Raw genomic sequence first — 14756 nt, forward strand, 5'->3', positions numbered from 1 at the left:
GCTCAGGCACTCTCGATCTGTTCGCCACGCGCAGCGCGCGCGCGGGGTCCGTGGAAGTATTCCTGGATCCACGGATGATCCAGTCTCTCGATTTCCGGCAGCGGCGCATTGGCCACCACCTTGCGGTCGGCGATGACCGCCACCCGGTCGCAGATCGCATACAGCGTGTCCAGGTCGTGGGTGATCAGGAACACGGTCAGCCCCAGCGCTTCCTGCAGGGTCTTGATCAGGCGGTCGAACGCCGCCGCACCGATCGGGTCCAGGCCGGCGGTGGGCTCATCCAGGAACAGCAGCGGTGGATCCAGCGCCAGCGCACGTGCCAGGCCGGCGCGCTTGCGCATGCCGCCGGACAGCTGCGAGGGCAGCTTGTTGATGGCATCGGCGGGCAGGCCGGCCAGTTTCACCTTCAGCAGTGCCAGCTCGTAATGCCAGCGCTCGGGCAGTTCGCGGTGGTGTTCCTTCAGTGGCACCTGCACGTTCTCGCCGACGGTCAGCGACGAGAACAGGGCGCCGTCCTGGAACAGCACGCCGGTGTTGCGCTCGATATGCAGGCGGCTCTCGGGATCGTCGGCGCGCGCATCGCGGCCGAGCACCTCGATCTGCCCTTCATCCGGCACGCGCAGCCCGAGGATCGAGCGCATCAGCACCGATTTGCCGGTACCCGAGCCGCCCACCACGCCAAGGATCTCGCCACGGCGCACGTCCAGGTCCAGCCCTTCATGCACGGTCTGGCTGCCAAAGCGGTTGACCAGCCCGCGCACGCGTATGGCCAGGTCGTGGCCGTCGTCGTCCTGCATGGGCACGTCTTCGTGGGTCGGATGCGTAGTCATGTCACCAGTCCATGTGCATGAACCACAACGCCGCGAAGGCGTCGATGATGATCACCAGCGAGATCGTCTGCACCACGCTGGAGGTGGTGCGTTCGCCGACCGACTGCGCGGTGCCTTCCACCTTCAGGCCTTCCAGGCAGCCGATCAGGCCGATCACCAGCGCGAACACCGGCGCCTTGGACAGGCCCACCAGCATGTGCCGCACTTCCATCGTTTCGTGCATGCGCGCGATGTACATCTGCGGCGGGATGTCCAGGTCGAACGCGCCGACGGTGATGCCGCCGGCCAGGCCTGCGACCATCGCGATGAAGGTCAGCAGCGGCAGGGTCAACAGCAGCGCGACCAGGCGCGGCAGTACCAGCAGGTCGATGGGGTCGAGCCCCAGGGTGCGCATCGCATCGATTTCCTCCCGTGCCTTCATCGCACCGATCTGCGCGGTGAAGGCACTGGCGGTGCGGCCGGCCAGCACGATCGCGGTCAGCAGCACGGCGAATTCGCGCAGGAAGGCGATGTTCACCAGTTCGACCACATAGATCTCCGCACCGAAGTCGCGCAGGATGGTCGAGCCGAGGAAGGCGATCACCGCGCCGACCAGATAGGACAGCAGCGCCACCAGCGGCACCGCATCCAGCCCGACCTGTTCCATCTGGTGCACGGTCGCGGTCAGGCGGAAACGTCGGGGTTCCTTGACCAGGCGCGCACCCTTGACCAGGTTCTCGCCGAGGAAGCTGCACAGTGCCTTGATGTTGTGGCCGGTGGCATGGACGCTGACACCCAGCCGCTCCAGTGCGGCCAGTACGCCGAAGTCACGCTTCGGCTTCGGGCGGTCGTCGGCTACTTCTTCAATGGTGCACACCAGCGCCTGGTGGTCCGCGCGGAACTGCAACGCGTCTTCGCTGAGGTCAGCGCGATGGGCGACGCGCAGCACCTGCAGCACGCCGGCGGAGTCGAGCAGCTCGATGCCGGTAGCGTCGATGCCGGTCAGCTTGTCCGGAACGCCACGCAGCACTTCGGCCGCGGCCAGCGCGGTCTTCAGGGTCCAGTGGCCGGACAGCCGGATCAATCCCGGATCCTGAGCGTCCTGTTCGAGCTGGGGGGCGTGGGTCGGGGTCATGGGGGCCATTCGGGTCGCAGCATAACCGTTCTGAATTGCACGTCGCGTCGAACCAGGATGAATTTCTCCAGCAGAGCCTGACGTAGGTAATACTACGGCGCATGTCCGCAGACGCTCACACGATCCCCACGCCCCAGGCCACCTACGCGCAGCGCGTGGCCTTCGTTTCCGAGATCGCCGGCCGCCTGCACAGCTACGGCACAACGGCCCAGCGCCTGGAAGCGGCGGTGGTTGCCTTGGCCCGGCAGCTCGATCTGGATTGTGAACCGTGGTCGAACCCCACCGGCATCATCCTCAGTTTCAGCGATCCGGCGCAGGCCATCGGCTCCAGCGACATCACCCGGGTGATCCGCTTGGCGCCCGGCGAGAACGACCTGCACAAGCTCAGCGTGGCTGACGGGATCGCCGAAGAAGTGGCCAATGGCCGCATGAGCATTGCCCAGGGCCACACCGCGCTGCGCCAGCTGGACAAGGATCCGGGCCGGCGCGGCAAGCTGCGCACCATCCTGTCCTTCACCCTCGGTGCGGCCGGCGTGGCGGGCATGTGGAAGCTGCCGTGGCTGGACATCGCCACCGCCGGCGTCATCGGCCTGTTGATCGGCCTGCTCGGCATGGTCACCGACAAGCGCCCGGCCAGCCGGGAAGCGGCCGAAGCGCTGGCGGCGCTGCTGGCCGGCCTGGTCGCCACCGTGGTTGCCACGTTCGTGGGTGCCCTGAATCTCAACACGGTGATCATCGCCTCGCTGGTGGTGCTGCTGCCGGGCATGTCACTGACCAATGCGGTCAATGAACTGGCCAGCCAGCACTGGGTGTCCGGCACCGCGCGCTTTGCCGGCGCGTTGACCACGATCATGAAGCTCAGTGTCGGCGCGATGATCGCGGTGACCCTGGCCGATGTGCTGGGGCTGGACCCGATGATCCGTGCCTCGCGGCCACAGGGGCCGTGGGTGGAGTGGGGCTCGCTGCTGACGGCGGCGTTCGCCTTCGCGATGTTGTTCAAGGCCAACCGCCGCGACTATCCGTGGGTGATCGCCGCCTCGGTGGCCGGCTACGCGATCTCCAAATTTGGTGGTCATGCCTGGGGTACGCCCGCCGGCATCTTTCTGTCGGCGATGCTGCTGACCGCCGGCGGCAACCTGTTCGGGCGCGTGGTCGGCCGCCCCGGTGCGATCATCCGCCTGCCGGGCATCATCATGATGGTGCCCGGCAGCACCAGCCTGCGCGGCGTGCTGACCCTGGTCCAGCAACAGGACGTGGGCGCCGGCCAGAGCGTGTTCCTGACCGTGTTGAACGTGGTGATGGCGCTGGTCGCCGGCCTGCTGTTCGGCAACCTGCTGATGCCGGCGCGCAAGACGCTGTGATCAGGCGGTAGCGCCGGGCCAGGCCCGGAGGATCGGGAAACCAACCGCTGCGCTCGCCGGGCATGGCCCGGCGCTACCCCCAAAAAAACGCCGGCTTTCGCCGGCGTTTTTCATTCCTGCTGCAGACGGCCTCAGGCCTTCTTGATCAGGAAATCTTCCGGCTTCTTGCTGCCCTTGGCAGTCAGCTCGGCCATCCAGCGCGGCTGCTTGCCACGACCGGTCCAGGTTTCCTTCGGGTTGGCCGGGTTGCGGTACTTCGGCGCAACCTTGCCCAGCTTGCGGCCGGCAGCCTTGGACGGGGCCTTGGTGGTCTTGGCGACCTTGCGCGCGCGCGGTGCGGGCTCACCACCGAACAGTTCCTCGATGGTGTAACCCTCGGTCTTGGCCAGCTTGCTCAGCTGGGCACGCACCTTGGTGATCGGGCGACGCTTGGCGACGATGGTCTGCTGCTTCTTGGCTGTGCGGATCAATGCGCCCAGCTCACGTGCAGACAGGCCGGTCAGGTCGATGCTCATCAACGATTACTCCAGAAACTAATTTAGGGACAGGGACGAGCCGGTCCGTGGCGTCGCAGGACAGAGTAATGAGGAATTAATCCCAGCACAAACAGTTGCGGTCACCGTCTGTCGGCTGGCTGGCCCGGTTGCGACCATTTTGACCGGATTATGTCCGTTGCGGTTTTCCCGGGGCGGCCAGCCGCAAAAAAAAAGACCGGGGTATACCCCGGTCTTTTTCCGATCAGCCCTGCAGGCGCTGCAGCAGGGTGGCCTTGTCCAGGCTCTCCGCTTCGGCTGCGCGACGCGAGCGGTACTCGAAGGTGCCTGCGGCCAGGCCGCGCTCGCTGACCACCACGCGGTGCGGGATGCCGATCAGTTCCATGTCGGCAAACATCGCGCCCGGGCGCAGGCCGCGGTCGTCCAGTGCGGCATCCAGGCCGGCATCGCGCAGCTCCTGCAGCAGAGCTGCAGCTGCATCGGCCACGCCTGCGTCGCCCTTCGGATTGATCACGCAGACCACCACCTGCCACGGCGCCATCGCGTCGGGCCAGATGATGCCGGCGTCATCGTGGTTCTGCTCGATGGCTGCGGCGACCACACGCGAAATACCGATGCCGTAGCAGCCCATCGTCATTACCGCGGCCTTGCCATTCTCGTCCAGCACGGTGGCATCGAGCGCCTTCGCATAGGTGCGGCCCAGCTGGAACACGTGGCCGACTTCGATGCCGCGGGCGATTTTCAGTTCGCCGCCGTCCAGCGCACGATCACCGGCGCGCACGTTGCGGATATCGGCCACTTCCGGTTCGGCCAGGTCGCGGCCCCAGTTGACGCCGGCCAGATGGAAACCGGCCTCATTGGCACCGACGACGAAGTCGGACATCGCCGCCACTTCGCGATCGGCGACCACGCGGATCGGCTTGGCCGGGGCGACCGGCCCAAGGAAGCCCGGCACGCTGCCGAGGTATTCGGCGATCTCTGCTTCGCTGGCAAAACGCTGCTCGTCCAGGCCAGCAACCTTGCCCAGCTTGATTTCGTTGACCTCGTGGTCGCCACGCACCAGCGCCAGCACGAACTGCTGTGCCTCGCCTTCGCCGGCGATCAGCGCCACCGACTTCACCGTACGCTGCAGATCGATGCCCAGCAGCGCGGCGACGTCTTCGCAGGTCTTCTGGGTCGGGGTCTCGACCTTGCGCAGCGCTTCGCTGGCCGCAGCACGCGCGGCCGGATCGGCGGCGATGGCCGCTTCCATGTTGGCCGCGTAGTCCGAACCGGTGGAGAACACCAGCGCGTCCTCACCGGAGTCGGCGATCACGTGGAATTCCTGCGAGGCGTCACCGCCGATCGCGCCGGAATCGGCCTGCACCATGCGGAAGTCCAGGCCTAGGCGGGTGAAGATGCGGCTGTAGGCCACCTTCATGTTTTCGTACTCACGCACGAGGTCTTCGTCGTGCAGGTGGAACGAGTAGGCGTCCTTCATCAGGAACTCGCGCGCACGCATGACACCGAAGCGCGGACGGATCTCGTCGCGGAACTTGGTCTGGATCTGGTAGAAGTTCACCGGCAGCTGCTTGTAGCTGGACAGTTCGCTGCGCGCGAAATCGCAGGCCGCTTCTTCGGCGGTGGGGCTGTAGCAGAAGGTCTGTTCCTTGCGGTCCTTGATCTTCAGCAGCTGCGGGCCGAATTTCTGCCAGCGGCCGGTCTGCTCCCACAGTTCCTTCGGCTGGATGGTCGGGATCTGGAATTCCACGGCACCGGCGCGGTCCATTTCCTCGCGGACGATGCGTTCGACCTTGCGCAGCACGCGCAGGCCCAGCGGCGACCAGGTGTACAGGCCGGATGCGAGCTTGCGGATCATGCCCGCGCGCAGCATCAGCCGGTGGCTGGTCAGCTCGGCGTCGCTGGGGGTTTCCTTGGTGGTGTGCAGGTGGAACTGGGAGAGGCGCATCGTCGGCTTCGGATTACGGCAGAGATACCTATTCTGCCAGCCCGGCCGGGGGAGGGGTATCGGCCGGGCGGCGCCCGGCACCCGCCGAATCAACGTCAACGTCAAAAGCGGGTATTCCGTGGGATGGCGGGGTGGGTCCGGTTGCGGGGGACGCCGTAAACCCATCCGTGGGGGCTTGGCCGCGGCATCCATGCCGCGGACACCCCCGCAACCGGACCCACCCCGCCTTCGACAGATTTCCGCAATCCATCTGGATGGCGTGGCTTGCTATTGGTAGGTGTCGACCTTGGTCGACACGTAGATCCACGCCATGCGTGGATGAATCTCCGTCGAAATCGAATATTTCGACAATTGAACTTAGAACATCCACGCATGGCGTGGATCTACTGGCCACCGGGAAACTGTCGAAGACGGGGCGGTGTCGGATTGCGGGGTGTCAGCCGCATGGATGCGGCTGCCAGGCCCCCACGGATGGGTTTACGGCGTCCCCGCAATCCGACACCGCCCCGTCATCCCACGGAATGCCCGCTTTTGACGTTGACGTTGACGTTGATTCGGCGGGTGCCGGGCGCCGCCCGGCCGATCCCCCCTCAACCCGCCGGGGGGCAGTACGCCTTGATCGTCGCCTCGGCCAAGCCTTTCTGGGTGCCGCGTTGTTCGGCGGTGAGCGCGGCATCGGCCTTGCCGTCGCCATCGGTGTCCTGCATCACCGGGCCGCCACCCTCAAGCAGCGCCAGGTTGGCCCGAGCGGTAGTGCACTCCTTGGGCACCGGCACTGCACTGGCCGCCTCCACTTCTTCCGCCATCGGCGTCCTGGCCTGGGCACGCGTCTCATACTTTGCCCCGGCCGGCGGCGTTTCCGAATACTGGGTCACGCCCTTGGCGTCCTTCCACTTGTAGACAGGGCCGGCCAGCGCAGTTGTACTGGCCAACAGCAGCAGGCAACCCAGGCAGGACAGGGCACGCATGGCAAACTCCGCAGAATGGGCGTAGAACGCCGATTGCAGCATTGGCGCCGAGCGCTGGCAAGTCGATTAAACTGGATTCCATGGACCCGATCACACCGCCGCCGCGCTCGCGCACGATTTACCTGCTGCCCAACCTGTTCACCACGGCTGGGCTGTTCTCTGGTTTCTACGCCATCATCGCCGCGGCCAACGGGGATTTCGTCAACGCCAGCATCGCCGTGTTCGTGGCGGCGGTGATGGATGGCCTCGATGGCCGTGTCGCGCGCCTGACCGGCACCAGCAGCGAGTTCGGCGTGCAGTACGACTCGCTGGCCGATCTGGTCAGCTTCGGCATGGCGCCCGCACTGGTGATGTATCACTGGTCCCTTTCGGAACTGAAATACGACGGTGAGCTGGTCGGTCGCCTCGGCTGGGCGGTGGCGTTCCTGTACGCCGCCTGCGCGGCGCTGCGCCTGGCGCGCTTCAATACCCAGGTGGCCGTTGTCGACAAGCGCTGGTTCGTTGGCCTGGCCAGTCCGGCTGCCGCCGGCCTGATGATGTCCTTCGTCTGGGCCTTCGCCGATGGCACGCTGGGCTGGAACGGCAACGAGCTGCGCTTCGTGGCGTTGGCGGTGACCCTGGTCGCCGCACTGTTGATGGTCAGCCGCATCCGCTTCTGGAGCTTCAAGGGCGGCGCGGCCAAGCAGGGCGCGCGCTCGGACCGTGTCCCGTTCCTGGTGCTGGCACTGGTGCCGATCGCCATCGCCATCGCGGTGATCGACCTGCCCCGCGTGCTGTTCGTCGTCGGCATCCTGTACGCCCTGTCAGGCCCGGTGATGTGGGGCGTGCAGCGCCTGCGCAAGAAGCCCGAGGCGGCGTGAGCCAGGACCTGCCCGTGTTGTGGTCCCCGGCCCAGCAGGCGTGGCTGCAGGCCATGGGCTACACCGTCTATCACGACGGCCAGTTGGCCGCCGAAATGGACGCGGCACTGCAGCTGAGCGTGGCTGAAGCCACGGCATCGGCGCCCGTGCCGGTCGAGGCGGCGCGCTCGGCTCCACCTTCGATGCAGCACGCACCCAGCCAGCGCGGCGCGGCGCCGGAGCCTCGGCTCGAGCGCGCGCCACCACGCAATGCCGTGCCTGTAGCGGCGCCGGATACCGTCCCGGCTGCGGCCCGTCCGCTGCCCACCGGCAACGCGCGCCAGCCGCTGGTGCGCCTGCCTGACCGCCTGCAGATCGCGCTGTTGCGGGCCTCGGGCTGCAATCCGAACGATCCGGCCACACAGACGCTGATGGACAGCTGGCCGCTGGAGCAACTGCGTCGCGACCCCGCAGCCAAGCGCGCGTTGTGGCCGCAACTGCGCGCGCTGCGCAAGGGCGGAACCGCATGAGTGCGGTCAGCCAGCCCGGGCCGGTGGCGCTGCGTGCGCTGCGCGAGAGCGATCTCAACGCGGTGATGGCCATCGAAGTGCGGGGCTATCCCTATCCCTGGACCCGCGGCATTTTCCTGGATTGCCTGCGTGCCGGTTACCCCGGCCTGGCCATGGAGCGCGATGGCCTGTTGATCGGCTATGGCGTGCTCAGCCTCGCTGCCGATGAAGCCCATGTGCTGAACATCTGCATCGATCCGCTGGTGCAGTCGCGTGGGCTCGGCCGACAGTTGCTGCGTGCGCTGGTCCGCCTGGCCGGTGATCGAGGCGCGCAGCGGGTGTTCCTGGAAGTGCGTCCGTCCAACACCCCTGCCCTGGCGCTGTATCACAGCGAAGGCTTCAACGAGATCGGCCGGCGCCCTCGCTACTACCCTGCTGCGCAGGGGCGCGAAGATGCGCTGGTGATGGCGATCGAGCTGGTGGACGGCGAGCTGGAGACAATGCCGCCGCTGTAATGGGCGTCGCGTGGCCGCTGCGCTCGCCGGGCATGGCCCGGCGCTACCGATGCGTTGTTTACGCCAGCCGCAGTGCCAGCACACCGCCGACGATCAGCGCGGCCGCCACCCAGCGTGCACGCGGTACCCGCTCGCGCAGCAGGAACACCGAGATCAGCAGCGCGAACAGAATCGACGATTCGCGCAGCGCCGATACCATTGCCACCGGCACCTGGGTCATCGCCCACAGCGCCATCGCATACGAGGCGGTGGTACCGATGCCGCCGGCCACGCCCAGCGGCCAGTGCCGGCGCGCATACGCCAGCAGCTTGCCGCGCTGCCGATGCAGCGCCCACAACGGCAACGGAATGCCCGACAGCAGGAACAGCCACAACGTGTAGCTCAGCGCATTGCCGGACAGTCGCGCGCCCTGCGCATCGACCAGGGTGTAGGTGGCGATCATCGCCGCCGTCAACAACGGCAGGCGCAGCTGGCCGCCACGTGCGCCGCGGGCCATGCACAGGATGCCGCCGCTCACCAGGAGGACACCGAGCCAGGCCGACGGCGGCAGGCGTTCGCCGAGCACGGCGCCGGCCAGCGCAACGAGGATGGGCGCGCAGCCGCGCATCATCGGATACGCCAGGCTCATGTCGACCTGTTGGTAGCAGCGTGCGACCAACGCGTAATACGTCACCTGTAGCAGCACCGAAGCGCCCAGCCACGGCCAGCTTTCCGCGGCGGGGAAGGGTAGCCACGGCAAGACGAGCGCAGACAACAGCGCAGCGCTGCCGGTGACCAGCACCGTGCCGAGGAACTTGTCCGGCCCGCGTTTGACGATCGCGTTCCAGCTGGCGTGCAGTGCGGCGGCGGCGAGGACCAGCAGGAAGATGGAAAGCGGCATCAAGCGATGATGCCAAAAGACAGGGGTGGGTGCCGACCTTGGTCGGCACATCGTTTTGCATGGCAGGTGCCAACCTTGGTTGGCACATCACAGCGGTGCGGACCAAGGTCCGCACCCACCCGGGAGGCGTTACAGCTTCGCGCGCTGTTCGCGCAGGCCGGCCAGCTGGTTGTTCCAGTCGACCAGGCGCACGCGTTCCTGCTCGATCACCGCTGGCGGAACCTTGTCGGAGAACTTGGCCAGCTTGGTCTCGCTCTTCTCCTGTTCGCCTTCCACGCGCTTGATCTCCTTGTCCAGGCGCGCGCGCTCGGCATCGAGATCAACCAGGCCTTCCAGCGGCACCAGCAGCTTCAGCTCACCGACGATCGCGGCGGCGGCCGGCGGCGCACTCTGTGCGTCGGCCAGCCACTGGATGCTGTCCAGCTTCAGCAGGAACGACAGCGAAGCGCTGAAGCGCTCGATGCGCGCGCGGTCCTGGCTCTGCCCGGCATGTTCCTGGCCGGCCAGCAGGCGCAGCGGCACCAGCCTGGACGGGGCGACGTTCAGCTCGCTGCGCACGCGGCGCACCGCACTGATCACCGCCTTCAACCATTCCACGTCGGCCTCGGCCTGGGTGAAATCGCCCTCGAATTCGGCTGCGGTCGGGTACGGCCGCAGCGACAGCGTGGTTTCGGCCAGGCCCAGGCGCGGTGCCAGCTGCTGCCACAGCTGTTCGGTGATGAACGGAGTAAGCGGGTGCAGCAGGCGCAGCAGCGCTTCCAGCACGTACAGCAGGGTGTGGCGGGTGCTGTCGGCGTCGGCGGCATCGGCGCCGTTCAATGCCGGCTTGCTCAGCTCCAGGAACCAGTCGCAGAACTCATTCCAGGCGAACTCGTACAGGCACTGCGCCAGCAGGTCGAAGCGATAGGCGGCGAAATGACCCTGCGCTTCGGCGGTGGTAGCGGCCAGGCGCGAGAGGATCCAGCGCTCGGCATCGGTCCGCGGCGTCGGCACGCCGGTGAACGCCGCACCTTCGGTGTTCATCAGAGTGAAGCGGCTGGCGTTCCACAGCTTGTTGCAGAAATTCTTGTAGCCCTCGGCGCGGTTCATGTCGAACTTGATGTCGCGGCCATGGGTGGCCAGCGCGGCGATGGTGAAACGCAGCGCATCGGCACCATGGGCGGCGATGCCGTCCGGGAACTCCTTGCGCGTGGCCTTCTCGATCTTCTCGACCATGCGCGGCTGCATCAGCCCGCCGGTGCGCTTGGCCACCAGATCATCGATGGTGATGCCGTCGATGATGTCCAGCGGATCGAGCACGTTGCCCTTGCTCTTGGACATCTTCTGGCCCTGGCCGTCGCGGATCAGGCCGGTGAAGTAGACGTCCTTGAACGGGATCTTCCCGGTCAGGTTGTCGGTGGCCATGATCATGCGCGCCACCCAGAAGAAGATGATGTCGAAGCCGGTGATCAGCACCGACGACGGCAGGTAGCGGTCGAAACCGCGCTCGGCCATCGCCTGCTCGTTCGGCCAGCCCAGGGTGGAGAACGGCCACAGCTGCGAGGAGAACCAGGTCTCCAGCACGTCGCTTTCCTGGCTCAGCACGACGTCGCTGCCGAGATTGTTCTTCGCCCGCACCTCGTCTTCGCTGCGGCCGACGTAGCAGCTGCCGGTGGCGGCATCGAACCATGCGGGAATGCGGTGGCCCCACCACAGCTGGCGGCTGATGCACCAATCCTGGATGTTGGTCATCCAGTGGCGGTAGGTGTTGATCCAGTTCGGCGGCACGAAGGAGATGCTGCCCGGCTTTCCATCGGTACCTTCGACCAGCTCCAGACCACGACGCGCCAGTTCGTCCATCTTCACGAACCACTGGTCGGTCAGGTACGGCTCGATCACCTGGCCGGTACGGTCGCCGCGCGGCACCTGCAGCTTGTGTGCCTTGGTCTCGACCAGGATGCCCAGGTCTTCCAGTTCAGCCAGCACGGCCTTGCGCGCGTCGTAACGGTCCAGCCCCTGGAAACGTTCCGGCGCGTTGTCGTTGATCGCGGCCACCGGCGTGAACAGGTTGATCATCGGCAAGCTGTGGCGCACGCCCACCTGGTAATCGTTGAAGTCATGCGCCGGGGTGACCTTGACCACGCCGGTACCGAACGCACGGTCCACGTAGTCATCAGCGATCACCGGCACGCGGCGGCCGGTCAGCGGCAGCACCACGCTCTTGCCGATCAGGTGCAGGTAACGCTCGTCTTCCGGATGCACCATCACCGCAGTGTCGCCCAGCAGGGTTTCCGGGCGGGTGGTGGCGACCACCAGGTAATCGCGGGTTTCGCGCAGGGTCTCGACGCCGTCGGCATCGCGCTCGACGTGCTCGTAGCTCAGGCCTTCATCCAGCTGGTAGGCGATCGACCACAGGAAGCCATCTTCCTCGGCGCTCTCCACTTCCAGGTCCGAGATCGCCGTCTTCAGCACCGGATCCCAGTTGACCAGGCGCTGGCCACGGTAGATCAGGCCCTGTTCGTGCCAGCGCACGAAGGCTTCGATCACCGCTTCGGACGGCTGCGGGTCCATGGTGAAGGTGCTGCGCGACCAGTCGGCCGAGGTGCCCAGGCGGCGCATCTGCCGTTCGATGATGTCACCGGACTGCTGCTTCCACTCCCACACCTTGCCGATGAAGCCCTCGCGGCCCAGCGAATCGCGGGTCTCGCCGTTGCCTTCCAGCGCCAGGTTGCGGCTGACCACCATCTCGGTGGCGATGCCGGCGTGGTCGGTACCGACCTGCCACAGCGTGTCGTAGCCGCGCATGCGGTGGTAGCGCACCAGCGCATCCATCAGGGTCTGCTGGAAGGCATGGCCCATGTGCAGGGTGCCGGTCACGTTCGGCGGCGGCAGCAGGATGGTGTACGGCTCGCCCTTGCCGGACGGCTTGAAATGGCCGGCCTTCTCCCAGGCCTCGTAGAGGTCGGTCTCGAAGGACTTCGGGTCGTAGCTGGAGGCGAGTTGGGTCATGCGGGGGAACCAGTCATCAAGGCGGGAAGGGAGATCAGCGCGACCCGAGGGTGCGCCGGATCTTCTGGTCGGTGTGGTACTGGCTGACCGAATAGGCAGCCCAGATCGCGGCGGGCAGCCAGCCGATCAGGGTGATCTGCAGGATCAGGCAGACGATGCCGGCAAACGGCCGGCCGATGGTGAAAAAGGACAGCCAGGGAAGAATCAGGGCGATCAGCAGGCGCATCAAGGGGTCCTCGCAGGGCTTACATGTCGTGCTTGTTCAGGTCGTAGCCGGCGGTCTTGTACTGGCGCCAGCGCTCGCGCAGTGGTTCGCGCGCTTCCGGATCGGCCGGGACCACTTCCAGCACGCGCTCGCACTGGCCCAGCCAGGGTTCGTCGCGCAGGTTGATCACCAGCGGCCGCACGGGGGCCTCGCCGCCGGGCGGGGCGATCAGCACCAGGGCTTCTTCCTCGTCCACGTCCTCACCCACGATCTGGTGCGGAATGTAGGCATCGTCGTCGAATGACCAGAGAAGTTCGTCAAGTTCTTCGGCCTGGGCCTGGTCGCGGGCGAGGACCAGGGTGAACAACCCGGCGTCGTTGGCCTTGCGCGCCAGCTCGCAGACCAGGCGCAACGGCTCGGTCAGGAAACGGGGCTTGGCGATCAGGTAGAAGTCGGCGCGGGGCATGGCGGCATCCAGGTGAGGCAGGTGCCGGTCCATGCCGGGTGGCGGCTGGACCGGCGAGGCCCCGGCCGGCGGTTGCCGGCCAGGGTCAGGAACAGCGTCAGGCGCGGGCGACCTGGTCCAGCAACCACTGGCTCAGCAGGCCGACCGGACGGCCGGTGGCCATGCCACGCTTGCCTTCATCGCTGGCCACGCCGGCGATGTCCAGATGGGCCCAGCGCTGGCCTTCGGCGAAGCGCGACAGGAAGCAGCCGGCGGTGATGGCACCGGCCCAGCGGCCGCCGATGTTGTAGACGTCGGCGAAGCTGGAATCCAGCATCGGCTGGTACTCGTCCCACAGCGGCAGGCGCCAGGCGCGGTCGAAGACCTGCTCGCCAGCAGCCAGCAGCTCGTTGGCCAGGTCGTCGTGCTTGCTCATCAGGCCTGCGGTCTGGTGGCCGAGGGCGACCATGCAGGCACCGGTCAGGGTGGCCACATCGACCAGCGCCTGCGGCTCGAAGCGCTGCGCGTAGGTCAGTGCGTCGCACAGGATCAGGCGGCCTTCGGCGTCGGTGTTGCCCACTTCGATGGTCTTGCCCGACATCGAGGTGATGACGTCGGACGGACGGTAGGCATTGCCGTCGATGGCGTTTTCCACCGCCGGGACCACCACCACAAGATTCAACGGCAGCTTGGCCTTGACCGCGGCGACGAAGGTGCCGATGACGTTGGCGCCACCGCACATGTCGTACTTCATCTCTTCGATGCCGCCCTGGGTCTTCAGGTTGACGCCACCGGTATCGAAGGTGATGCCCTTGCCGACCAGCACGTAGGGCTTGGCGTCGCCGCCATTGCTCCACTTCAGCACGACCAGGCGCGGGCGGTTGGCCGAGCCACGGGCCACGGCCAGCAGCGAGCCCATGCCCAGCGCTTCCATCTGGGTCTCGTCGAGGATCTCGGCTTCGGCACCGTCATGCTCGCCGGCGAATTTCACGCCCACTTCAGCCAGATAGGCCGGGGTGCAGTAGTTGGGCGGCAGGTTGCCCAGCTCGCGGGCGAACTCGACACCGGCGGCGATGGCCTGGCCCTGGGCCAGGGCCTGCGCGTCATCACCGGCGATGGCCAGCTGGGCCAGGCCGGCATCGTCGGCCTTCTTCTTGCCCAGGGTGGCGGTGTAGCGGTAGGCCGCGTGGTCGGCGGCGATCACCGCCTGGCGGATCGCCCAGGCCGCGTCGCGGTCCTTCACTGCCACTTCGGACAGGGTGAACAGTGCGCTGCGGGCAGCGCCGGCCTTCAGCGCGCGCACGGCATCGCCGACCGCCTTCAGGTACTGCGGCACGCCGAAGCGGGCGGCATCGCCGAGGCCGACCACCAGCACGCGCGGGGCGGTCACGCCCGGCAGGTCGTGCAGCAGGGTGGTGGCGCCGGTCTTGCCGGACAGGTCGCCGCGCTGGGCCAGGGCGGCCAGGCGGCCACCGCTTGCAGCATCCAGTGCCTGCGCGGACGCAGTCAGGGTATGGTCGGCATAGGCGCCGACGACGATGCAGTCAACGGCGGCCGAAGCCGCAGCGAGGTGGTTCAGGGTGAATTCGAGAGCCATTGAGCAGATTCCATTGGCAAGTCCGTACAATCGCGGACCGTTTACGCCCAGACGCTAGACTGG

Annotated in this window: 13 protein-coding genes and 1 pseudogene; 4 read left to right on the plus strand and 10 right to left on the minus strand. The window is 66.9% G+C overall.

From position 1 onward, the window contains the following. Positions 1-2: 2 nt before the first annotated feature. Together CR918_RS01075 and CR918_RS01080 are read right to left on the minus strand one after the other, a co-directional pair. Positions 3-830, minus strand: a complete 828-nt coding sequence (locus CR918_RS01075) for an ABC transporter ATP-binding protein (RefSeq protein WP_099841875.1) — start codon at positions 828-830, stop codon at positions 3-5. A gap of 1 nt (position 831) precedes the next feature. Beyond that, on the minus strand, positions 832-1953 hold the full coding sequence (locus tag CR918_RS01080) for an MlaE family ABC transporter permease (RefSeq protein WP_170919625.1): 1122 nt from the start codon (positions 1951-1953) through the stop codon (positions 832-834). 92 nt (positions 1954-2045) lie between these two features. Here CR918_RS01080 and CR918_RS01085 point away from each other — a divergent pair, with 92 nt between their 5' ends. Beyond that, the gene (locus CR918_RS01085) at positions 2046-3305 is read left to right on the plus strand and encodes a threonine/serine exporter family protein (protein ID WP_025878492.1); all 1260 of its coding nucleotides are present in this window, start codon (positions 2046-2048) and stop codon (positions 3303-3305) included. Between the two features lie 137 nt (positions 3306-3442). On the opposite strand, the pseudogene CR918_RS01090 reads toward CR918_RS01085, so the two are convergent. From CR918_RS01090 to CR918_RS01100, 3 genes and pseudogenes are all read right to left on the minus strand, one after another. Beyond that, positions 3443-3820, minus strand: a pseudogene (locus CR918_RS01090) (H-NS histone family protein); the annotation flags it as partial. A 223-nt stretch (positions 3821-4043) separates the two neighbouring features. Next, positions 4044-5747 carry a proline--tRNA ligase gene (locus CR918_RS01095; RefSeq protein WP_025878494.1) on the minus strand — a complete coding sequence of 568 codons (1704 nt, stop codon included), beginning with the start codon at positions 5745-5747 and terminating at the stop codon, positions 4044-4046. A 590-nt stretch (positions 5748-6337) separates the two neighbouring features. Beyond that, positions 6338-6715 (minus strand): DUF4124 domain-containing protein, encoded by a 378-nt coding sequence (locus CR918_RS01100; protein ID WP_099844202.1) that lies wholly within the window; start codon positions 6713-6715, stop codon positions 6338-6340. 80 nt (positions 6716-6795) lie between these two features. Between CR918_RS01100 and pssA the strand changes: the two genes are divergently transcribed. Genes pssA through rimI form a run of 3 tightly spaced genes read left to right on the plus strand, consistent with a single transcriptional unit; the run spans position 6796 to position 8578 of the window. Beyond that, positions 6796-7575 carry a CDP-diacylglycerol--serine O-phosphatidyltransferase gene (gene pssA / locus CR918_RS01105; RefSeq protein ID WP_025879365.1) on the plus strand — a complete coding sequence of 260 codons (780 nt, stop codon included), beginning with the start codon at positions 6796-6798 and terminating at the stop codon, positions 7573-7575. Next, positions 7572-8084, plus strand: coding sequence for a hypothetical protein (locus CR918_RS01110; protein ID WP_099841876.1), 513 nt, complete (start codon positions 7572-7574; stop codon positions 8082-8084). The genes pssA and CR918_RS01110 overlap by 4 nt, the downstream gene beginning before the upstream one ends. Beyond that, positions 8081-8578, plus strand: a complete 498-nt coding sequence (gene rimI, locus CR918_RS01115; RefSeq protein WP_032952160.1) for a ribosomal protein S18-alanine N-acetyltransferase — start codon at positions 8081-8083, stop codon at positions 8576-8578. The genes CR918_RS01110 and rimI overlap by 4 nt, the downstream gene beginning before the upstream one ends. 58 nt (positions 8579-8636) lie before the next feature. Here the strand turns inward: rimI and CR918_RS01120 are convergent, their stop codons facing one another. From CR918_RS01120 to CR918_RS01140, 5 genes are all read right to left on the minus strand, one after another. After that, positions 8637-9458, minus strand: a complete 822-nt coding sequence (locus CR918_RS01120; RefSeq protein WP_099841877.1) for an EamA family transporter — start codon at positions 9456-9458, stop codon at positions 8637-8639. A gap of 129 nt (positions 9459-9587) precedes the next feature. Further along, positions 9588-12446 carry a valine--tRNA ligase gene (locus CR918_RS01125; RefSeq protein ID WP_099841878.1) on the minus strand — a complete coding sequence of 953 codons (2859 nt, stop codon included), beginning with the start codon at positions 12444-12446 and terminating at the stop codon, positions 9588-9590. Positions 12447-12480: 34 nt separating this feature from the next. Continuing rightward, positions 12481-12672, minus strand: a complete 192-nt coding sequence (locus CR918_RS01130) for a YqaE/Pmp3 family membrane protein (RefSeq protein ID WP_025879360.1) — start codon at positions 12670-12672, stop codon at positions 12481-12483. Positions 12673-12691: 19 nt separating this feature from the next. Then, positions 12692-13117 carry a DNA polymerase III subunit chi gene (locus CR918_RS01135; RefSeq protein ID WP_025879359.1) on the minus strand — a complete coding sequence of 142 codons (426 nt, stop codon included), beginning with the start codon at positions 13115-13117 and terminating at the stop codon, positions 12692-12694. 97 nt (positions 13118-13214) lie between these two features. After that, a complete protein-coding gene (locus CR918_RS01140) occupies positions 13215-14693 on the minus strand; it encodes a leucyl aminopeptidase (RefSeq protein ID WP_059065965.1) in 1479 nt (492 codons plus the stop codon). Positions 14694-14756 lie beyond the last annotated feature (63 nt).

Source organism: Stenotrophomonas indicatrix (assembly GCF_002750975.1).
GTDB classification, from domain to species: domain Bacteria; phylum Pseudomonadota; class Gammaproteobacteria; order Xanthomonadales; family Xanthomonadaceae; genus Stenotrophomonas; species Stenotrophomonas indicatrix.